Raw genomic sequence first — 21,348 nt, forward strand, 5'->3', positions numbered from 1 at the left:
CGCTGCCCAAGTGAGCGCAGCACACACCATGCACGCGAAGAAAACATCCATTACAGAAATAGCCCAGGTCCTCGGCGTCGGGCGAATGAGCGTGAGCCGGGCCCTGCGGAAGCAACAGGCCGAAAAAACCACCTGAACTGGTCCCCTCCAGATAGCGGCGAGAATTATGGAGACATTCATTGAAGGGGATTCTCACCATGGACATACTTGCAGCGGCAATCGCCATTGTCGGCGGTGTCACAGGCTTGTCCGGTTTCATCATTTCCGTTCGGGCGGACCGCCGCGCAACGCGGGCCGACAAACGCGCGGCCGCAGCCGATCAACGTGCGATCAGAGCTGAAGAAGAAGGCGCACGTGCAAGGCAGCGAGAGCTGTGGAGCGAAGTCATTAGTGCCATGCAGGACGTTGTTGGCGCCAATGTCCTAGCCCAGGACCTCAGGCCAGTTCTCGTGCGTGTTCGTTCGTCGATGATGGAGTTGGTCGACGGCGTAACCAGTGACCACTACAAGCGACTCGACAGATGGATGAGCGTCGAGCACAAAGTTATAAACGGATTGCTTGAACAGACCACGGTTCAACTGGCCGGCAGCGGACACACCATGAAGCAGATACAGGACGCCCACCATGCGCCGAACGAGTGGGCCGCATCGTTCATCAACAACCTCCGAGTGGCAAGAAAACTCGAGCCAAGCCCAGAGGTAGAAGCCGGTATCGAGGACATGATTGCTGCCGGGGAAAAAGCCCTGCGCCAACTGCCGGAGCAAAAACCACCGCAGCATAGCCGCAGCAATCCTGCCGAGAGAATCGTTTAAAGCCCCTCGTCCACATGGGCACGGCAAAGGCTGAAAACCTCCGGGCTTTTCCCGCACACATGTGGATGACGGGACCCAGCTGACCGCCTGCACACAACCACCACGTCACCACCGGGACGGCCTCACCAGAGCGAGCGGTGGTCGTGCACAGACTCGAAAGTGGTGCTTACCTTCTACGCTTTCGTTGTTGACCTCTTTGTGGCTGACGTGGAGCTGGTTTCAGCAGAGGCTGAACGACAGCCCGGGGAGGCTTGGTTGTAGCCTCGAACAGTTCGTTCGGCATCGGGGAGTAGTCGTATTCGTAATTCCGTGCAGTATTCGGAAAAGCGACCACCTGAGACATTTGCCAGAGTGAACGCACGATGGTGATACCCACCTGTGCGATCGCCAGGTTCGTAGCCGGGTCAGAGTTGTCGGTCCGTAGGTTGAGACCTGGGACTGTATCTTTGGCACCTCGTTCCTGAACCACATAGCTAACCGATTCGGCGTTCACTATCGCAGCGGCAGCTTCCCAGTCGTCCTCGCTAAAGTTCTGAGGAGGTTCATCGGCGATGTGCAGGACAACGCCTAGATCAGCTCGGGGTGAAGCGGTTGCTCCGTGTTTGAGTTGGTTGTTTCCTTGTGCTCCGTTGAACTTGTCATCGGAATAGAACCGGGCGAAAAATGAGAGCCATTCTGTTAGAAAGGCTAGGTGTTGCTTCATCTCCTGTTTTGTTTCGGCCGATTCATCACCACGGAGCTGGGGCGGAAACATAACCGTCTGAACCTTGTGTCGTGCTGCCGGGCCCAGAAGAGGTCTTAGCGCGTTGCGGAACTCTGTCGCATTGCGCATGTTCACCAGCTTCAGCATGAGACTGCTGCCGGTAACTCGTTCCTCGCTGGCCACGAAAAGGCGCAGCGCCGTTTCGATCACGTGCTGCATCAATGTGTAGGACTCGATGGAGGCCATCGTGCGGCTACTCAGGGTTTCACCTGGTGGAACATCGAGGGCGATGCGCTTGTTTTTTAGGACTCCCTTGAATTGGGCGAAGAGCGAATCGCCATCGGCGCTGTCCCAGTTTACGGCGCCAGATTTCATATCGGCTAAGGCGACTATTCCCCAAAGTCGCCGCTCGAAATACTCGGCTGGGTCCACTCGGTAGTAGTGCTCCTTGAGTAGCTCCTCCATCGCCTCGGTAGTGCGAGGGAGCGCCTGTGGGCCAATCGTTTGGATACTCAAAGGGCCATTTGGTGTCATCAGGCAAAGCTATCCCAGGATTGATCCTCATAACTGGTCCACTGCGCTTTGACGTTTCTGGTGTGGGCTGGGTGGTGGGTTTTGGGTGATTGCTGGGAGTACCCCGACGGGAATCCCCCCTGCCGTCTGAGATGGTTCCCCGCGCTGGTGGTTCCTGTGCCCACGCGGCCCTTGCCGGCGTCACCAGTGCGTGTCGTCACGGCTGAAAGAACCCAGCCCCGCCCCCACGATGCGACGGCAACTCTGCGTCTTAGACCATGGGAAACGGGGCCGCGAGTGGTCAGAGACTGAGGCTATAAGCCCTCTTCGATTTCTTGGCTTCCTTCGCGGATGATGTTCTTCCATGAGTCCTCTTTGAGGACTGCGCGGCCGCCGATGATTTCTTGTGCGGACTGCGTTTTGAAGTACTGGCGGGCCTGCTCATAGTACGGAACTTGGAAGCGGTGGAGAAGGTCGAGAGCGGGGTAAAGGTTGGCATTGGCGCCGACCTGGAAGGGGCGCTGAGCGGGCCCGTTCCACAACAGTTCTGACCACAGCTGCAGACCTTCAACGCCGAGTAGTGTGTCGAGTTGGTATGAGGCGTCCGTGTCGTTGGGGTTGTCACAAGAGACGTTGTGACGGACCTTGTATTCCGTGGGTGGCTTCCGAAGAGTGAGTTCACTGGGATCTTCGGAGTACTGATTGTCTGTTTGTCGCCACGAGATGACCCCGGTTTGCTCTACAGGGGTTCCTGGGGTGTGCCGGATGATCGGCCCGCCGCAGTCGTCGCAGTACCAGGTGGTGAGTGGGGCGTCTAGCTCTGCTGGCATTGTTGCATTTTCTCTTTCTCTACATGGTTGCTGGACATACTTCGGATGGAGTCTGTGCACGACCACCGCTCGCTCTGGTGAGGCCGTCCCGGCGGTGACGTGGTGGTTGTGTGCAGGCGGTCAGGTGGGTCCCGTCGTCCACATGTGTGCGGGAAAAGCCCGGAGGGTTTTAGCTTTTGCCGTGCCCATGTGGACGAGGGGTTACTGGTCGGTCCCCGAGGTTGTAATGGACGTTTCACGCGCTGTTTTTTTGCCGCGTGGGCGGCCGCCGGTTTTCCTGCCGGGTGTATCGAGGCCGAAGCCACGAAGGTCTGATTCGGTCCATTCAGCTCTCAGTGCCGCTTGATAGTCCTTGGCGTATTTTTGTTCGGCTGCTGCGAGCAGTTGCGCGGCTTCTTGAAGTTCGACGCTGCTGGCCGCTGCGTTCTTCACGGCGTTGACCTTGGCGTCCCTGGCAGCGTCAATTTTCGCGGCCGCTTTGGCGGCAATGTCGTTGATGTCCATGCAGAGAGTCTACTGTGCTGGACCGACACCGTCAGGAGCAGTTTCAGGGCGGAGCCCAACGGCTTTGAAAACCAGAAAACAAGACCGTGCGGAGCAAGCTATACATTTACACGGGTGTAAGTGGCTTGTCGTCCTCGACACTGGCGGTCGAGTACGGCACACTTGTCAGTGTGGTCCCCGGTTCGGGGTCGCTGCGCTGGGCCTTTGAAGGAGGGATTGGAATGTCGGACGAGGAGAACACTCACCGCCCCAATCTGTCCCGCCGCCGTCGTCCGAACACTCCGGCAGGGGCGAAGAAGCGCCGTGATGTGTGGATCACGGTGGAAGAGGAAGCGGCTCTCGTTGCGAGGGCCGAGCGGGAGAAAGTGACCGTGCCGAATCTTCTGGTTTCAGCGGCCCTGGCGGAACATACTGATTCACCGACTGAGCGCCGTGCCATCGGCGCTGAGCTGATGCAGTTGCATAACCTGCTTGCTCGTTCTTCGAACAACATCAACCAGCTCGCGCGGCAGGCGAATGCGACGAGCGAGTTCCCTGTGGAGGCCCGTGAAGCGCTGAAGCATCTACGCTCCGTCGCCATGCGAATTGACCGCGCCATTGAAGGATTGATGTAGGTAGTGATTCCGAACATCACTCGCGGTTCGCGCATGGCAGGCCTGATGGTTTACCTGGCATCCACCGACTCCGATAAGACGAAGAACGCACACACCGAACCTCACCTCGTAGCTGGCGATGCGGCCATTATGAGCTGGTACGACGACGGTGTGATTGACCGTGACGATGCTCTTGCTATTGCCAAGCACCTTGACCAGCCACGGAAACTCTTCGGGGTCTCGGTGCAGATCAAAGACATGCAGTGGGACGCCGCTAAAAAGCAACGTGTCCACGTCGGCTACAAGGACGCCAGTGTTTGGCATTGCTCGTTGAGTCTCCGCGCTGAGGAGGGCGCCTTGACGGACCAGCAATGGGGTGACATCGCCAATGATTTTGTTGATGCCATGGGCTTCACGGAAGCCAGCGGGAAGGCCCGATGCCGTTGGGCGGCCGTGAACCACGGCACCAGCGAGAATGGGAACCACCACATCCACATCGCTGTGTCCCTGGTGCGTGAGGATGGCACCAAGGCCTCCACTCACGGAGACTACAAGAAGGCCCAGAACACCTGCCGGGAACTGGAAGTTAAGTACGGGCTGGAACAGCTCTCTACCGTGCACGCCACACGCGGTTACGACCGCGCCGAGAAGGCCACAGCTGTTCGGGACGAACGCGAAATGCACCGCTCATCGCTGGCACGAAAAGTACGTGCCAGTGCCAGTGCCTCAGCAACAGAGGGTGAGTTTGTTCGACGGGCCCGTGAGACCGGGATGCTGTTGAGGCCGCGGTACGCAAAGAACACTACCGATGTCATTGTCGGCTACAACGTGGCCGAACGACCCAAGGCCGGGGAACGTCCTATTTGGTTCGGCGGTGGCACGCTCGCCTCGGACTTGTCGCTGGGTGCCCTGCGCAAGGAGTGGATGGACTCACCGCAGCTGGCCACAGAAGCAGCGGCTGAGTGGAATGCTGCTGCGCGTAACAAGCGCACTGTATCTAGGACCGGACCGGAGAAAGCTGTGCCGTCGCCCCAGGTGTGGGTGGAGTACACCCGCAACGCCACGGCCCTGGCTGAGCAGTTGCGGTCCATTCCGCGTGATGATCACGCCACCTGGGCGAAAGCCGCACGGGATGTTTCCGGCGCCTTTGCCGCATGGTCACACCGCCTCGAAGCCACACCAGGACCGTTGGCCGAAACCGCTGCGGAGCTGTCCCGCACCGCCCAGCTGCGTGCACCACGTGAGCACGGCAACCCTGTGGCCCTCCCGTCCATTGCCGGCACCGCGATGTTGTTTCTGGCGGCATCGAGCAAGAACAAGACGGCAGCCCAAGCGGCACTGATGGTGCAGCTGGCAAACATGGCCGCCGCCATCTACGACATGCATCTGCAGTCCGGGCGGACACGGGAAGCGGAGAGAATTCGGGCTGTCGTTGCAACCCAGCTCAAACCGTTCGCGGCCACGATGCCCCGGCCCGTTAGTGTCGGGGCGGCTGAGCAACCTGTAGAGGGCAAAACTGCCCGGAACCCTGTCGAGCTGGGACTGCGCGGTATGGCACCTATCCGGCCGGGCTCGGTTGTTCCGGGAACAGCTACGCCGGCCAAGACGCCGACGCGAACCGGACGCGAATCCGGGCCCGTACTCGACCGCTAAGAATCACACCACTAGTGCAAGGGGAACCCGATGAGTGAAGCAGACGGCATGGACGATGTTGTGGATGGCGGACTGCGCCAGTCACTGATGATCGCCTCCCGCATTGCCGAGACCTTGGCCCGCAAGCGTCAGGAATCCCAGCGCCAACAGGAACACGCGGATTCACAAGCAGCGCACGAAGCAGCAGCTCGCTTGGCAGCTGACCGCAGCGCCGCCCACGCCGCGCTTGCCCCGGTGGAGAAGGACCAATGGTGGGACAAAGCCCAACCCTCCGATATCGCTACGGCCTACGCCGTTGCGGAGGGGTGGAAAGACCACGATCCGACAGCCCTCGCAGCCTCAGAGAAGATCAGTCAGGAAGTCCTGACACGGTACAGCATCGACACCCATGACGTCGGCGCAGACACCGCGTACCTTGAGTCAGGCATCCAGACCATCACCATCGAGAAGGCACGGCAAGAGGCAGAAGCAAAAGCCCGGGAAGCGGCCGTGGAGCACGAGAAGGCGATGCAGCTCCTTGCAGCCGCCCGCGCCGAAGAACTCCGTGCCCAAGCGGCAAAAATCGCGCCGGAGATGGAACGCCACCAGGTACCGGTGGAGTACCTTGCCAACCCCGACCTTGCAGAAGCATTGCAGCGGGCACACAACGCGAAAACCCCCAAAGCGTTGGAGGTAGCGGACGCCGCCGTGAAGGAACGCATGTACCTGATTGGAAAGGACGGCATCAACGGACCCGACATTGACCAGCTCCGGAAGGAAACCACTGCGAACGTCAACGGTGCTGGTGCGGAACACTTCAAAGACCCCGCCTTCGTGGAAGCCGCCAAGAACCTGCACGAAGCCAAACTTTTGGCAGAAGGCGGATTCACAGGTGACAAATGGTCAACCCAGGAACATCGATACGAGAGGGCCGAGAAGGAACTCTTCGCCCGCATGGAAGGCGTCGGCCGAGAAATCGAAAACCGAGTCACCGGCAACGACAGCAGCCGGCTAAAGGACCAAGGCCTGAAAGCTGAAACGGCCTCGGCCGAGGACTACGGCTCAGCCGAACAGCAAAAGGCGTTTGCCGCCTCGCTGACGAACAGCGGTGCAAGTGATTCCCAGATCAGGGGACGGGTCGCAGCGGAACGCAGCGAGGCCACCCACCCCCGCGCAGGGCTGTCTATGGGGAAGAGGGCAACCAAAGCGCGAAAGGCCCCTACTGGGGCCTCCAGGGGCACTGAGCGCTCGAAGGCCGGTCCTTCGAAGTAGTTGCTGGGAACAAAGAACCAGGGCCCACCGGACGTGTTCGGTGGGCCCTGGTGCAGGTGAGAGATCGGCTTCCGGGCGTTGGGCGACAAGAGTATCCAACTCTATTCAGTCATCTCCGGCTGCTTCTCTGAAGCTTCACGAAACCACCGACTACAAAGACCAGGCTCCCTATCAGCCACGCATAGGCGCCGCTTTGCAGGTCTTGGATAGTAAGCCACCAAATCCCCAGGACCAGAAATAGAAGGCCTCCCACGAGGATGACGATTGCTTGGTTGCGGGGGTTCATCGATCACCATTTCACTGTGGCAGAGCCGAAAGTTATCCGGAGTCTACCCCTGAGACAAACGGCAAAGGGTGGGCATCGTCCGAAAGACCTGTCCGTTAGCCACCGGCTCAGTGGAGCCGCTTGTGCCCGGTGACAAATCACCTAACGAACACGAACACGGAGATACCTCTCGGGTAGGGTGCGTATGGACGAAAATCATTGGGGGAATAATGAAGCTTCTTCGATCAACCCTGCTCGCGAGCCTGCTGGTTTCAAGCCTCGCCGGCTGCACCTATGCTGAGCCGGCGCCGGACAAAGTGAGCGAGCCGGGCCGGCCGTCACCGACCTCTATCGCAACGGGTGCGGCCGTTCCCGTCACCCTCCAAGGGCAGTTTCAGTCCCAACGAGCGACCACCACCGGGACTGCAACCATTCATGTCACAGAGGCCAGTGCATTCGTGCAGCTCGAAGACTTTGCCACCGGTCCCGGAGACGGGGTCCGTCTCGTGCTGAGCCCTGGGACTGTGCGTCCAGGACCCAGTGGTGAACTAGAGCTGTCATCGTCGACACTCATTGAGCTGGGGCCGCTACCGCTCGGCCGATCGAGTAGTCAGCGCATCGACATAGACCCCAGGATGTGGGAAGCGATGCCCGAACCCGTTCGCAGCGTCGTGATTTATAACTTTGCTGAAAAGGCGGCTTACGGCACGGCCAACCTTGTGGAGACACCGCACTCCTAAGGTTCCGCGGCCAGGGCCAGCGTGAGTGGGCAGTCACGTTAGTTCGACTGCTCGCTCAGCCCGGTAAAGGATCCCTTACCGGGCCACCCTCGCCGGAACAGTAAGCCGAATCCTCAAAGTCGATCCTGGCGACAGAGACAATGATTTCATGAGTGATCAGCCTTTCGAGTCCGAGGTTTCTTCAGCCGACCCAGCATGGAAGGCTCCTGACATTGAATTGATTGCGGTTGCTAGAGAAAACGCGGTTACTCTGCAGGCCCTCCTGCTAGCCGCGCAAGACCATGCCCGCAAACTAGATGAGGCCCTGCGAGCCATTAAAGACTCAGGCGTATCTCCAGTCGCGATCGCGGCTGACGCCGGCTTGGGTGAAGCGCATGTCTCGGCTGTACTCGCCGGCCAAACTACCCTGGACTTTCTTATGGAACACTCACGAACCGACTAACCCTTATGGTCGCGGTCGTCCCAGTGGGCCACCGGCGCACCGTGCCCCAAGACGATCCTTCAACGGGCAGACGCGTGACGTAAGGCGGCCTCACGTAGTGGAGAATGTCAATTGTGGGCGTTCTTTTTGACTACTTCTCTGCTGCCTCCGACGAGGAAGCCGCTGCGGTGATCGATCGTGTCGGCGGTCCCGGATCGCAAGCCGCGATCGGTGCGCCGGCCGAGCCTCGGCGAGGCATCTTCGGCCGCAAACGCCAACCGGCCGCACCGGCGACCGGGACTTTTCAGGAGGCGGGAGTATTCGACACGGTAGCCGGCAACGGAATTGATCCCGTTGTGCAGCTGGGAACGCTGGAAGAGCTGCTCACCGGGCGGTCCTTCGACGATGTCATGGACGATCCAAGAAGCGGGCAAGCACTCGCGGATCGGGATGGTGGGGAGCGTCTTGTTCTGACCCTCACGGAGCCCCTTTCCACAGCGTTGGCCACCGCTTCCGACGAGGCTCTTGAGCGGGTGGCGATCCCATGGTCGGAGACTGAGGAGTTCTGGAACGCAGCTGACCCGGCGCTTCTTGCTGGCTTCCTAAAGGATTTGGCTGGCCTGGCCCGACGATCCAAAGCTTCCGGGCAAGGGCTGTACTGCTGGGTGTGCGTGTAGGCAGGGCGGCTCATTCTTTCTCCGGGCAGGGAGGACACTGCAGGGCTGGCGGACTTCCGCCCTCCGCCCAGAGATGAACGTGAGGGATCGTTTACCGGACGTGTGCGCCCTATCGACTTCTGGTCTCCGACGGCTAGAGCAGGTCTACCAGTTCAAGGACTTCAAGGCCCACCCCATAGCCGTAGGGGCTCTGGGCGGCACATTAGAGATTCCACCGCGGAATCAGGGGACGAAAAACGATGCTGCTGCCCCCCTGGCCCTTTGTGGTGGCCCTTTGTGCCCGCGATACACTCGCAGCAAGGGGGCAGTAGATGAATCGGAAAATTGATGAGTGGCCATGGAATCGTCCTTGGCCTTGGGTACTCTTCATTGCCCCATTCATCGTGTTCATGGGGTTGATATGGATTCCTACAGGGAGTTGTGCCATGTACACGGGGGACGTTCAAGGGGACACCTCGTGTTATGTGGGGCCAGTTGCTGGCTACGGTGCGACGTGGGCAATGACGACCGTTGCCCTCATATTAGTGGTGGGCTTCGCCGCAGGCTTAGTTAGAGCTCTTACCCGCGGCCGCCGGGGATACAGAAAAGCCCAATGACATCTGCCGACGATTTCGGCGAGGCCAGGATGTTGCTTGCGCCAGCGCCTCCTGTTGGGATGGTGTCCGGTAGGGATCCTCAAGCGAACGCATTGCAGCCTGTTGAGCTCAGAAGCCGCTCGCTCACCCAATATCTTCACAGACGAATACTCAGATGCCATTCTGATGGCGAGTAGCTTCTATAGACGATGCATAAATTGGGGGAATATCGTGCAAGGCAACAAGTGGAAGTTCACAAAACAATCAGTTTCGCACGGGCTTGCTTTCCCTGTGCCCGCGTTGATCGCGGGTGCGGTTTCCCTGTTGCTCTGTGGTTGCTCAGCGTCCGCTCCCCAAGCGACCTCCGAGCCCTCGACGCCGACCCAGATTGCCAGTCAGGCCGCAGCAGCGCCTAGCTCCATCCCCAGCACGACCTACAGCCGCGACAAGACAGCTGACTTCAAGACAGCTAAAAAGACCGCGCCGTGGTTGAACGCGATCAAGTCAGTGGCAGAAACTGAGCCGGGCAGGATTCGCGTCGAAACCAACTTCGTGGACCCTCGCGGTGGCACCGGTAGCGTGGAGGCGAAGAGCGCGGTTGCTATCTGCGAGTCCGTCGTAACGCTCTTCGGCCCAAGATATGTCTCGGTCTTGGAAGATGACGGCACAACCTTCGTCCTTTTTGGACACCCTTCAGTACCCAGCGGAGCTTGCGCCGAGGTCTGACGGGGGTGCCCCGTTGAGGGATCGGCTTGCGGGCGGGTAACAGATAGGGTGGCCGCAAAGGGGGCCACCGAATGCATTCTCTAAGCCAACAACCCGACAACCAGACGGCTGTGCCATTAGCGCGATCACTCGACACCGCCGGCAACAGAGTCACATCACTAATCCCGCCTGGCTACGAGCGATATATCCGCATCCTCAATCCGATCGAAGTCCATGAAGGCGTCTTCCTCAGATGGTCTGACGTCGCAAGCCGCGCAGGCCTAACGACGAGCCCATGGATGCAATGGAACGAAGTCTCTAGCCACCCCGCCGCAGGGCCAGGCAATAACGCACAGCCGAACATGGGCAATCCACACCCCGCAGTCGCAGAAGCTTTAGTCCGCGTGCTCGGCGTCGGGCCCGGCCGGTATAACTTCGCCAGCTGGGAGGGCTATTGGGGCGAAGACGGCGCGGCCGTGATCCATTTCTCGCCGGTCAATCGCGGCATGGTGCTGTACTCGGGACGGCTCCTCGATGAAGCGGGCCACCCAATCATCCCGATAACAGCTAGTGGACGAATTCCCATGTACTGGTGGCCAGACGACCTGAGCTGGTGCATAGGCCAGGACATATACGCCCGAAGCCTCATCGTCGGTTGTGATCTCGCCACCGCCGGGAGGGTCCTGAGCGACCCAGAATTGGACGCGCACCTCATCCGAGAAACCGATAGCGTGCCGCCGGAGGACTTCTGACTAGGTCGCGCTCCTACGCCCGGTAAGGGATCCTTGGGTTCTTGCGGTGATTGCAACACTTAGCGGATGGGTGTTGTCATGGCGGGGTATTCAATTCATGTGAGGCCTGATCTTTTGCAGGTTTTTTGGGCCAGGATGCAGGCTGGTGATTTCATCACTGATGCCGTTGTTCCGATCGATACGAGCCGGCGTACCGGGCGCAGGGTCTTGCTTGAGGCCGGGGGTGTCAGGCCTCGGCGGGGCCGTGATCTGAAGGGTCGGTGCCTGACTTTCGCCCAGCGTGAAGAGATCGCCATACTGCGCGCCCAGGGACAATCGTTGCGGCAGATCGGAACGGCGGTCGGCAGAGCGGCCTCCACGATTTCGCGGGAGTTAAGGCGTAACTCGGTGGCAGGGCTGCCCTACCGGGCAACCTCAGCGCACGCACTGGCCTATGAGCGGGCCTCGCGCCCGAAACCAGCGAAACTGCACACGAACACGGTGCTGCGTGCGAAGGTTGAAGAAGACCTGAACAAGAGGTACTCACCCGAGCAGATCGCAGGCCGACTCCGGGTTGAGTTCCCTGATAAGCCGGAGATGAGGGTGTCACCCGAGACGATTTACCAATCCCTTTACGTCCAGTCCCGCGGGGCGCTGAAGCGTGATCTGACCGTGTGTCTGCGCACCGGGCGGGCTATCAGGCAGCCCTGCCGTCGGGCTGGCCAGCGCAAGAACCGGATCCCTGGAATGATCAATATTTCCGAACGTCCCGCTGAGGTTCAGGACCGGGCCGTGCCAGGGCATTGGGAGGGCGATCTCATCATCGGGAAAGGGAATCAGTCCGCGATTGGGACGCTGGTCGAGCGGAGCACCAATTACACGATGCTGGTGTACCTGCCGGACGGGTACAAGGCTGAGCAGATGCGTGATGCACTGACGGCGAAGATCAAGACGCTCCCCGAGTCGCTGCGGCATTCCCTGACCTGGGACCAGGGCATCGAGATGCAGGACTGGAAAACCGTGAAGATCGACACCGGCGTCGAGATCTACTTCTGTGACCCTCACTCGCCCTGGCAGCGCGGCATCAACGAAAACACCAATGGCCTGCTGCGCCAGTATTTTCCCAAGGGCACCGATCTGAGCATCCATAGCGCCGCAGACCTCGACTGGGTCGCCCAGGAACTCAACGACCGACCACGCAAAAGACTAGAGTTCAAGAAACCGATCGAACTGATCGAAAATCTCCTGTTGCAATGACCGCTGGAATCCGCCGATCCTCATCCGGACACCTAGGACGTCCGTTGGGCCACTGGCTTACGGGCGTGCCATTCGGATTCATGAATCATTAGCTGACCGCTCAGGAGTCAATAGGAGTAGCGCTGCCTGCTCCTTGACCCGCAGGAATAGGCTTTGAACAATAACCGACTGTGCGAATCGAGATACCCAGCACCAGGGCGTTACGGGAGACAACATGAAAAGAATGGAAGCACCCCGTTTTTCGGCCGTCTACGCAGGATTGGGGATCGTGTTGTGGCTCGTGTTGGCGGGGATCGATATCGCCGACAACGGCGCTTCTTGGCGAACGGCAGCGTATGCCCTGCTTCTGGCCGGTTCCATTTTCCTCTTCGTGAGGGCGATCAACACTCTGCGTGGCCAGAAAAGTGAGAGGCGGTAGACGGCCCGGTGACCGATCCTTCACCGAACGGCTGTGGGACTGCCAGGAAAACTGGGATGTTCAATAATCAAGGTTGAAGCTAGGCTTCAGCACATGAACGAGCACGCGGTTCCCTGTCCTGCCGGCGGGTACTTGTTTGAGTTCAAGGGAAAGCACCCGCTTCGTGAGACGGCCCGCTGGGTCTCTGGCGTCGGTTTGGTTTGCGCGGGAGTAGCCACCGCGATCATAGGGACCGCCTTTCATTCCTACTTATCCGTGCCGCTTGGGATTGCCGTAGCGGTTCTTGGCGCCACCATGCTCGTCTTGTACGCACTGACAAAGAGCCGGACGAAGGCCGTGGCTGCTGCTTCTGGCCGGGCTGGCAAGCGCCATGTGAAGAATGGAAGCACCGGACGGGATTCGGTTGCAGCGGATCTTGCCCTTCTGGCAGACCTCTATTCGCGGGGTGCCCTCAGCGCAGAAGAATTTTCCGCAGCCAAACGTCGCATACTCGAAAGCTAAGCGTCCACGGCTAAAGCCGTCCGGTAGAGGTCCCTCAGCGGGCGAATTTCGGTCGTCGTGACCGAATGTGCCCTTGACCGGACGATCAACGGAGATTCGCCGCGCCCGTGCTTTCGACAGAGTTTTCCAGCGGGATCATCGGATCGGACCACTAGCCAGGCTTGTCGAATACGCCCTGGATGAACACCGTGCGCCCGGCGTCGATGTTGCGCCCGGAGTTACTCATCTTGACGGCTGCCTGTTCTCCCAGCACGAGATGCATTCCAAGCGGAGGAGGGGCGCTGGAGCCGCTCGCCCCCGACACTTGCGCCTTCGCCTGCTGTGCCTTGCGCGCCGCCACGACGTCGGCGGTAATGTCGCGCCAGGTGCGCTCGAGGAGACCTGCACCGCGGATCAACCCGCGGAGGGATTCCGCATCGGCCAGGTGGCTCTGGTTGGGGCGGCTCGCCCATGGGACCGGAAGCTCGATCGGCTCACCGTTCCCCGCGCAGATTTCCTGGCAGACGAACAGCCCGCCCGGCCTGAGTACCCGGGCGATTCCGGAATACAGGCGGCGCTTGTCCCGGATGTTCATCTGCATTTGTATCGTCCACACCACGTCGAAGCTGGACGCGGCGAACGGAAGCTCCAGGGCATCACCCGCCTGAAAGCGGGTGCGATCGGACAACCGCGTCATCCGAGAAAGGGTGCTGGCCACCCCGCAGAATTCAGGCGAGAGGTCGATGCCTGTCACGTCGCAACCCAAAGTTGCGGCGAGGTAACGCGCCGGGCCGCCCAACCCGCTGCCCACGTCGAGCACTTGCGATCCTGGCGGAATCTTTGCAAGCTCCACCAATGCGCGCGTGGCCAAACGTCCCGCGGAGTGAAACTCGTCGGCCGGCGCGAGATCTTCGTGCGTGACCGAGTCCAGGTCCTTGCCGAGAGCTTGCAACCCCGCCACGATTCGCGGCAGAAGTCCGCCCGGCTCGTAGTGGCGAAGCATTTCCTCGTGCGAGTCGCCCATGGACGCAATCTTGAGCGGATTTCGGGGAGCCGTCAAGTAAGCGCTTGCTCCCACCACCCTGTCACCCGTGGCCCCGTTTTCAGTTGGCAAAACTGGCCCTAATTTCGGTTGGCGTTAACAACGTTAAACCTCGATGCTTCCACGCGGTTCTCCGAGTCTCTTAGAGTTCCAATCGGTTATAGGGGTCGATCCAGACACTAAAGGACGGTGGTACAACGAGCAACGGTCCGTTGATTTGGTGCCCCGGCCGCTTGTCTGCTGACGAGCCCGGTGAAGGATCCCCCAACCGGGCGCTAGCTCGCGTGCTGTCAGTTCGGTGATTTGAGCGGCATCGCTCTGGCCATGAGAGCCATTCGCTCGTCAGGGCTTGTTGGGGTGCGAGTCACTTGCACGGAGGTGAAGACGATGTCGAACTCTCCGCAGGGATCGGTGATCATGCTGTGCAGGAAGCTACCATCGGCGGCGGCAGTTAGTTCATCTCTCAGCAGTTCGAAGGGGCCGGCCATTTCTGCAAAGCCCGATTCGATGATTGTCAGTGTGGCGCCCCGATAGCGGACATGAAGCCACTCGTACCCGGATTCGTTGTCACCGATCAGTGCGCGGAGTTCGACCGTCTCAGTGTCGACCTGGTGAAGTCTTTCGATGACTCCGTCATGGACGTTGATCTCAATAAGTTGCTCTGCACCGGAGTGAAGCCGAGTTCGGACTAACTGACGAGCATCCCTCCACTGCTGATCCCTCTTCTCTTCTTCCCTGACAGAGAGACTTCCTGCAAACACTTCCCGGGTAAGCCACTGCATAGGCATAGACCCCAGCCTATGCTCAGCAGCAGGTGGGTTTGTTTGCAGCGGCCCGCTGAGGGATCGGCATACGGGCGCTTCTTTGAACTGCGATCGGGCATGAAAGACTCCAGTTATGGTGACCGCTGTTCATTACTTCGCGACTCTTGAAGATCAGATGCTGTTGCTCGAATACTTGGGTGAGCCCGCTAAGGTGACCTTGCATCCATGGCCACTCATCAAAACGCCACTGACGGCATTGAGCCGGGAAGAAGCGCTTGAACAATCACGCGTGATGGTAATGAATCACCAGCTCGGCTCACCCGTTCCAGTCCGTCCCGGTGATGCAGCGATGCAAGGCGGCTCTGTCCACGCCGTATTCAACAGATTGAACTGGGAGAAGTTAGCTCCCGCAGAGAATGAAGCCCTGATGGATTCGAACGCTTCGCCCACCATCTTGTGGTCTCCTGCTCGTCTGCATGCAGAAGCGATCTTTCCCAGTTCGCTGGGCTCACAAGCAGATTCGATGGCGGAAGTTTCCAAGGACTATGAAAGATGGGTCAATCGCAGCATGTCGTGGATTCGGCGCAACGGAACTCGGGTCTGGGGGCTGGAAGGGCGCCAGGCGCGGCCAGACTTGGACATCGAGCTCAGCTTCATCAGCACCGTCTTTGCACTCCCAGACGCCTTGCAGGCGATGGAATCCGGCACACCCGGCCGCGACCCTAAAGCAAAGAGAACTGAAGCAGCAACCGGAAACTGATCCAAGAAAGCTGGGACCTCGTCCGGTAGAGGATCCTTCACGATGCACCTTCCTACTGCCTCGTTGTGTAATGTTTTCCGGGCTTCGATGAAGTCCGCGATCAACTTTTGCCAACCCGACGCTCCTCGCAGCAGAAGCCTTTAGATCCACCGGCCCTCTGCCAGATCAGACCAGAACTCGATGCGATGCGTGGATGATTTTCGGTCAGGATTGTTGAAGAACTCGCTTTGGAAGTAGGAGGCGAGATCGCTGCCGTAGTAGATCACATCAGTTTGATACACGGAAAAAACCGGGCTGCCGGCGGGTGCAGGAGCTGCGGGCATGAAACGGTGCGAATAAATCGGGATGAGGACAGGCACGGTGCGCAATCGCTCACGTGCCGCTGGGAGGACTTCCTCAACTTGGGTGGGCCGCTCGCCCCATTCCTCAGGCCAGAAACCATGCTCCCCAACATCAAACAACACGCCATCGCGCGGCCAGTCGAGCCTCTTCTGAATTCCGACGGGGTCGCCTAGCCAATCAACCCAGCCAGGGCCTATAGGCATCGCCAGACTCAAAAACCGCGCATGATCAGGACTGAACCCGAACGAGAACTGCTCTTCAACATCCTCGAGCTGCCGTGGCGATAAGCCCGGAGCCAGAGGAACCTTGGCCGCATAAAGCACCTCCAGGGCTTCTTCAACAAGAGAACTCACGCAATAAATCTAACCGTAGGGTTACTCGTTCCAGTTCAACACCCCACGCTGCCAGTCCGGGTCCTAGTGCTGTCATGAATCTAGAAATTACTGCCAAGGACTTCCGGAATATCCACGGCAGTAATGCGCCCGTAGGCCGATCCCTTTACGGCCGCTTGGTGTTCGGTGGGCCAGCCCCTATTGGCATACGGCGGCGGGTTGCCAACTTTTCGGACGGTAGGCGCCACCGGCTTAATGGTCACCTGCCTGGTCTCCGCTAGAAGCTGTCGAAGTTCCGCAACAGCCCTGTTATCTTTAGGCATGAATCGTGAAAAGATTCGTCGATCGTCAATTGCTCAATTGAGTTCTTTGAGATTGAGCAGCTTTCTCAGTGGTACTAGCCTCCTTCTCGGCAGCGTCCTGTTGTTCGAATGGAACACCTCGCTGAAAACATGGATGGCTGTGGCAATTTTTGCCTGTGCCCTTATCTGCTTCTACCAAGCGACGCTTGCTTGGATGGAACTGAAACGTCGTGAGCGAAGCGGTTCAACGGGGGCCCGTTAGCCGATCCTTCACCGGACGCCCCAGGATGCCACGCATTTAAGAATGCAGTTATAGACGACTTCAGCGTGACTGCCGAGTGTACGCGACAGCCCGGGCCAGCCCTATGGCAAATCTAATGAGTAACCCGAGAGCGATTATGGCGACAACCCAGGTCAGTTCATATCCGAGCAATGGCTGCATGGTGCACGCGGTTTCGGTGTCATTTCCGCTCAAGTATCGTCCGCAGCCCCGGATACGGAATAAAAGAATCGGCGCGGAAACAAGACCGGTGGCAACGATGAATGTTATCCACGGCCACGGCCGGTTCCAGGGCCACTTAATTTCTTTGTCAGTCATCTATCCCCCCTGGCCTCAGTGTAGGGGTCTCAAGGCTGTAGCCATCTCAACCGCCTTCCGATGCGGCTATTCCAGCCGCGATGCAGCGCGGAGAGGATCCTGTCTCGCTGCCTGGATCCCAATGCCCCGGGCCTGCCTCTGTGCGTCCGGCTAGATCTACACGCTTAGCGCCGGCAGACCGAAGAGGCCAAGGCATATTGCTGAAGCAATTAAGACGCCCGCCAGAATCCAGTTCCGGCTTGGTATGTGCTTCTTGTCAAACTCTCTCGCCCGAAACACAGGAACAAATACCAGGGCCAATGCGCCGAACGCTAGCGCGATTAAGAGCAGTGTGGCGAGTATAAACAAGACAACTCCTTGATCAGATCTACTTTTGAAGGACTTTGCCAAGCAAGCCGCCAAGGCCCCCTGTCAACCGCTCCAAACTATGCCATCCCCTGCTTCTAAAAGCTGTCAGATTGTCCCGTAAGGGCCCGCCCGCATAACGTCCCGTTAGCCGGTCCCTCAGCGCCCATCTTCAATGCGCGTCACGCCGCCGACCGCCCAGGCCATGGGCGATGTACGTTTACCCCGCGCGATGAGAATGCGCGCACAGGTGCTCTATACGTGCGTAGGTAAGTCATTGCCCGCAGTGACGGGGAAGATTTCTCCAGGCACTACTGATATTGCTGCGGAGAAGTACGCCCAGTGTTACCTAGATGCCGTCGCACTCCCTGTTCTAGGTTCTAGGCTGACTGGTCTCGAACGTCCTGGAACCAGCCGGCAGGTGCCATCTTGGGTTCCAGATGCTCCGGTTCTCGGTGTTCTTTCATGTCGCAGTTGTAGAAGGGTCCTTGTGGGTCGAGGAGGACTCGCATGTGGTGGTCTGCGTGGTCCTTCCACCAGACACTCATGCCGGTCGCAGGATCCAGTCGCAGGTGCTCCCATGAACGCCATAGGGCCGCTACACGTGAGACGGCCTCCGGGTGGAAGTACCACTCAATGCACCACTTCGCTGACTTACCGGTGACACTGCGGACATACGTGGGCAGCAGCTGCTCATGGAGAAACTCTTCGGCCGAGCCGTAGACGAGCTCCGGTTCTTTCTCCGCACCCTGGTCAGCTTGAGCTGGTGCCGGTGCGTCCGTGTCGTAGAGGTCAAAATCAGTTGCCATGAGGGGCATGCCTTCCTATTTCGTGACCCAGGGATTGGCTGCCGGTGCAGCGGGCACCGGGACAGCGGGTTCCTCGGGGCGGGGGCTGTACTCCTTGATGGACGCTTCCACCGCCTCTTTGTGGGGGCCGGTGTACCAAGGCATGGTGCGGACTAGCGTGGCGGGAGCGCCGGAAGCGAGGACGACGGCGCGGCCACGGTCCAGTTCGGCCAAGTTGGAAACGTCGAAGATGCGTTCCTTGCCCTCTTGGCGTGAGCGGCTGGAGCCGGACTTCCCGGAGGAGACGGAGACGTTGATGTAGCTGTAGTCTCCGATCAGGTCCGAGAGCGCCCGGAGAAAGCCTTCTTCTGCCACACCGCCGCCGTAGACCTTCACGTTTGCCGCTGACCAGATCTTCCGCATGTTCGCTTCGCCCCACAGCTCCACGCCCTGGGACCAGGACTGCAGGATCCCCATGACAATCAATCCCTTGGAGCCGTAGTGGCTGAACTGGTCCGGCAGGGCTGCCCATCGGACGACGTTGGCCAGCTCATCGAGAGCGAACAGTGCAGGCTTGGGCAGCCGGCCACCGCTGCGCTCGGCACGTTCTTCCATGGCCTCAGCGATGGCCACCGTCAAGGCGGTGGTGAGCGGCGCGGCTGAGCCGGCACCTTCCTTGGAGAGGATGTAGATCGTCTCCTGCGAAGCGGCGAAAGCATGTGGATTGAACTGTCGGCGTGTGTCGGTAACGACCGTGGCGCCACCTGTGGGGGCAACCCACCGCAGGGTATTCCGGCTCTTGAGGCACTGGATCATCTTCTCGGCCGTGCCGAAGATACCGTCCCGCTGCTTATCGGCCAGCTCCAGCGTGGATTCCAGTCCCTTGTACTGCAGCTCGTAGTCATGTTGGCGGAGAATGTTGATGGGTTCCCGGTTTACCTGCTCGGTGACCCAGATGTAGACCTGCGTGATGGGCAAGTTCCCGAGCGCGGCCGCGAGGAAGTATGAGGAGAGGATGTCTTCTGCTTTGGGGTCGAAGTAGGCGTCCGGTTTAGACCCGGGAACGCGGGAGCCGACGGAGAAGTGCTGGGTGAGTTTGTAGGCCTTCTCTTCGTCGGTGACGTAGGAGAGCGGGTTCCACCACCAGTCCGGTTCTTCCTGGGCGATCTTCTGCGGGTCGAATACCCACACCGGGGCCGTGCTCTCGCGGACTCCACGGGTGCCGTCCACGACGTCGCGCTTGTTCGAGGTCGAGACCACGGCACCTGGTGCGTCCAGGATGGCGGGCATGACCCGTGAGGTCGACTTACCGGTTCGGGGGCCCCAGATGTCGAGGCTGAGGTCTTCCCAGGACTGAATGAACTTCTGCCCCGTGGAGACGACTTTGCCGACCACGATGCCCGGGGTGTCTTTGACGCCCAGGCGCTCGGCGGTCGCTTTCGCTCCCTTCTCGGAGAAGGCGGCCAGTGACTTTCCGCGACCAAGGTAGCGGGCGGCCTTATCGACCCGGGCACGTTTGGACGCACCCTTCCTCCACGCGACGAGGACAACGATAGCCAGGGCCAGGACAATGCCCGCCATCAGGCAGGCGGCGACCGTGGCTTCGGTCGGCCACGGCACCCGGCCCTTGATCAGGCCGGCGATCAGATCAATCGGATGGGCGGGCGGAGCGTCAATCCCTGCCATCCACGATCCAAGGTGCAGGGCGGCATAGGTTCCACCGCCGAAGACGACGATAAAGCCGATGGCCAGCCAGACCAGCAGAGCATCGCCCAGGCCCATTCCTTTACGGTTTGGTGCACTCACTGTGAGCCTCCTTCAATCGGCAGAACCGGAGCTGCAGCCTCCAACAGGGTTTCCGGAACTGCATGCCATTTGCCCTCGGTGTCGTTGACGCCCTCAGGGCCCTTCTCCAAGGACGTGAGCCCGACCTGGACTGGGATCCCGGGACGGCCGCCGACCTTGATCAGGAACTTTCCACGTCCTGGAGGTTCAACGTCGACGCCGCGTGAGTCCCACGCGGGCGGGTCCTGCCAACCAATGAGCTTCTGCTGCTCCTGCCGGGACAGCGGAATAGCCGAGGTCAGCAAGGGCATTTCCGAGGCGGGGAGACCGCCGCAGATGACCATGCCGGAGCGTTCAACGAAGCCGCGGGCTTTCATGCGGTCTTCTTCTGCCGGCAACGCCAGCAAGTCGGACATCGTGTGGGAAATCATGATCTGTCCAACGCCGACGGACCGGTTGAGCCGGGTCAGCGCGTCCACGCGGTCCACCATGCCCTTGCCGGCGCGCAGGGCCCGCCACAGCTCATCCAGGACGACGAAGTAGTTCCGGCGCGGCTCCAGCCCAGCATCGGCGAGGGCGTTGGCGACGTTCACCGTGCCGAAACCGTAAGACCAGCACGCCAGCAGGACGGCGGCCTGCAGGTCCGTTTCGGTCTCATCAATGCTGGAGACGTCGAAGACCACGGCCCGGTCACGCTTCATGGGGTTGGTGGTCTGACGCGAGAAGATTTCTCCCAGCTTTCCGCCACCGGTCAAGCCGAGCAGTGTTGCCTCCAACGCCCGCGTTTCCTGCAGGTAGATGTTCATGTCGCCACGGTCCAGCGCGACCTGCCGCAGCTCGTCAGGTGCCGAGACGATGACATCGAGCAGGTCCTTCAACACCGGGACGCCGTCAAAACGGTCATCGAGGACCCGCAGTGCGCGGTCCAGGATCGTTTGCTCCTGGTCGGTCGGCGGGTTGTTCCGGCTGATCGTGATCAGCGAGACGACCATTGTCAGTCGTCGGCCGTGAGCGTCGGCCCGTACTCGCGCTGCGTCCTCGTGGTGACCGCTGTCTTCCAGGAGCTGCGCTGCTTCGACAGCTTGGCCCGGGTCGAGGATGTTCAGGTAACCGACACCGCGGCCGAGCCGGATAACCTGCCCGCCGAGCGCCCGGACGGCTT

At 59.9% G+C, this 21,348-nt stretch carries 22 protein-coding genes; 13 read left to right on the forward strand and 9 right to left on the reverse strand.

Translation table 11 applies throughout. The features are described 5' to 3' along the window. The first annotated feature begins 197 nt into the window (after positions 1-197). Positions 198-812: a hypothetical protein gene (locus tag OVA06_RS19540; protein WP_268160979.1), complete on the forward strand. Its 615-nt coding sequence runs from the start codon at positions 198-200 to the stop codon at positions 810-812. Positions 813-978: 166 nt separating this feature from the next. Here OVA06_RS19540 and OVA06_RS19545 read toward each other — a convergent pair whose 3' ends face one another. From OVA06_RS19545 to OVA06_RS19555, 3 genes are all read right to left on the reverse strand, one after another. Beyond that, a complete protein-coding gene (locus tag OVA06_RS19545; protein WP_268160981.1) occupies positions 979-2,049 on the reverse strand; it encodes a hypothetical protein in 1,071 nt (356 codons plus the stop codon). Between the two features lie 293 nt (positions 2,050-2,342). Next, entirely contained in the window at positions 2,343-2,858 is a 516-nt protein-coding gene (locus OVA06_RS19550) for a hypothetical protein (RefSeq protein WP_268160983.1), read from the reverse strand. A 201-nt stretch (positions 2,859-3,059) separates the two neighbouring features. Continuing rightward, the gene (locus OVA06_RS19555) at positions 3,060-3,362 is read right to left on the reverse strand and encodes a hypothetical protein (protein ID WP_268160985.1); all 303 of its coding nucleotides are present in this window, start codon (positions 3,360-3,362) and stop codon (positions 3,060-3,062) included. Positions 3,363-3,583: 221 nt separating this feature from the next. On the opposite strand from OVA06_RS19555, the gene mobC reads away from it, so the two are divergent. The 11 genes from mobC to OVA06_RS19610 all read left to right on the forward strand — a co-directional run bounded on the left by mobC (position 3,584) and on the right by OVA06_RS19610 (position 13,149). Beyond that, positions 3,584-3,976, forward strand: coding sequence for a plasmid mobilization relaxosome protein MobC (mobC, locus tag OVA06_RS19560; RefSeq protein ID WP_268160987.1), 393 nt, complete (start codon positions 3,584-3,586; stop codon positions 3,974-3,976). A 3-nt stretch (positions 3,977-3,979) separates the two neighbouring features. Beyond that, on the forward strand, positions 3,980-5,608 hold the full coding sequence (locus OVA06_RS19565) for a relaxase/mobilization nuclease domain-containing protein (RefSeq protein WP_268160989.1): 1,629 nt from the start codon (positions 3,980-3,982) through the stop codon (positions 5,606-5,608). A 30-nt stretch (positions 5,609-5,638) separates the two neighbouring features. Further along, positions 5,639-6,859, forward strand: a complete 1,221-nt coding sequence (locus OVA06_RS19570) for a hypothetical protein (RefSeq protein WP_268160991.1) — start codon at positions 5,639-5,641, stop codon at positions 6,857-6,859. Positions 6,860-7,354: 495 nt separating this feature from the next. Next, a complete protein-coding gene (locus OVA06_RS19575) occupies positions 7,355-7,864 on the forward strand; it encodes a DM13 domain-containing protein (RefSeq protein WP_268160993.1) in 510 nt (169 codons plus the stop codon). Positions 7,865-8,012: 148 nt separating this feature from the next. Then, on the forward strand, positions 8,013-8,306 hold the full coding sequence (locus OVA06_RS19580) for a hypothetical protein (protein WP_268159073.1): 294 nt from the start codon (positions 8,013-8,015) through the stop codon (positions 8,304-8,306). A 104-nt stretch (positions 8,307-8,410) separates the two neighbouring features. After that, positions 8,411-8,962, forward strand: coding sequence for a hypothetical protein (locus OVA06_RS19585; protein ID WP_268160995.1), 552 nt, complete (start codon positions 8,411-8,413; stop codon positions 8,960-8,962). Positions 8,963-9,660: 698 nt separating this feature from the next. After that, a complete protein-coding gene (locus OVA06_RS19590) occupies positions 9,661-10,263 on the forward strand; it encodes a hypothetical protein (RefSeq protein ID WP_268160997.1) in 603 nt (200 codons plus the stop codon). Between the two features lie 71 nt (positions 10,264-10,334). Further along, positions 10,335-10,994, forward strand: a complete 660-nt coding sequence (locus OVA06_RS19595; protein WP_268160999.1) for a hypothetical protein — start codon at positions 10,335-10,337, stop codon at positions 10,992-10,994. Positions 10,995-11,060: 66 nt separating this feature from the next. Beyond that, positions 11,061-12,230 (forward strand): IS30 family transposase, encoded by a 1,170-nt coding sequence (locus tag OVA06_RS19600; RefSeq protein ID WP_268161001.1) that lies wholly within the window; start codon positions 11,061-11,063, stop codon positions 12,228-12,230. Between the two features lie 214 nt (positions 12,231-12,444). Then, positions 12,445-12,648 (forward strand): hypothetical protein, encoded by a 204-nt coding sequence (locus tag OVA06_RS19605; protein ID WP_268161003.1) that lies wholly within the window; start codon positions 12,445-12,447, stop codon positions 12,646-12,648. A gap of 93 nt (positions 12,649-12,741) precedes the next feature. Next, complete coding sequence (locus OVA06_RS19610) at positions 12,742-13,149, forward strand: SHOCT domain-containing protein (RefSeq protein ID WP_268161005.1); 408 nt, start codon at positions 12,742-12,744, stop codon at positions 13,147-13,149. Between the two features lie 151 nt (positions 13,150-13,300). Here the strand turns inward: OVA06_RS19610 and OVA06_RS19615 are convergent, their stop codons facing one another. Then, positions 13,301-14,152: an SAM-dependent methyltransferase gene (locus tag OVA06_RS19615; protein WP_268161007.1), complete on the reverse strand. Its 852-nt coding sequence runs from the start codon at positions 14,150-14,152 to the stop codon at positions 13,301-13,303. Positions 14,153-14,460: 308 nt separating this feature from the next. Beyond that, on the reverse strand, positions 14,461-14,952 hold the full coding sequence (locus tag OVA06_RS19620; protein ID WP_268159077.1) for a hypothetical protein: 492 nt from the start codon (positions 14,950-14,952) through the stop codon (positions 14,461-14,463). A 115-nt stretch (positions 14,953-15,067) separates the two neighbouring features. On the opposite strand from OVA06_RS19620, the gene OVA06_RS19625 reads away from it, so the two are divergent. Continuing rightward, positions 15,068-15,694, forward strand: a complete 627-nt coding sequence (locus tag OVA06_RS19625; RefSeq protein WP_268161009.1) for a hypothetical protein — start codon at positions 15,068-15,070, stop codon at positions 15,692-15,694. A gap of 140 nt (positions 15,695-15,834) precedes the next feature. Here the strand turns inward: OVA06_RS19625 and OVA06_RS19630 are convergent, their stop codons facing one another. The 4 genes from OVA06_RS19630 to OVA06_RS19645 form a co-directional block, all read right to left on the reverse strand. Next, the gene (locus OVA06_RS19630) at positions 15,835-16,389 is read right to left on the reverse strand and encodes a hypothetical protein (protein WP_268161011.1); all 555 of its coding nucleotides are present in this window, start codon (positions 16,387-16,389) and stop codon (positions 15,835-15,837) included. 1,604 nt (positions 16,390-17,993) lie between these two features. Next, positions 17,994-18,422 (reverse strand): DUF4913 domain-containing protein, encoded by a 429-nt coding sequence (locus OVA06_RS19635; RefSeq protein WP_268161013.1) that lies wholly within the window; start codon positions 18,420-18,422, stop codon positions 17,994-17,996. Between the two features lie 15 nt (positions 18,423-18,437). Continuing rightward, positions 18,438-20,207 carry a type IV secretory system conjugative DNA transfer family protein gene (locus OVA06_RS19640; RefSeq protein WP_268161015.1) on the reverse strand — a complete coding sequence of 590 codons (1,770 nt, stop codon included), beginning with the start codon at positions 20,205-20,207 and terminating at the stop codon, positions 18,438-18,440. Next, positions 20,204-21,348, reverse strand: a 1,145-nt coding sequence (locus OVA06_RS19645; RefSeq protein ID WP_268161017.1) for an ATP/GTP-binding protein, incomplete at its 5' end; no start/stop codon positions are given. The genes OVA06_RS19645 and OVA06_RS19640, both read right to left, overlap by 4 nt.

The organism is Pseudarthrobacter sp. SL88 (assembly GCF_026672455.1).
Taxonomy (GTDB): Bacteria; Actinomycetota; Actinomycetes; order Actinomycetales; family Micrococcaceae; genus Arthrobacter.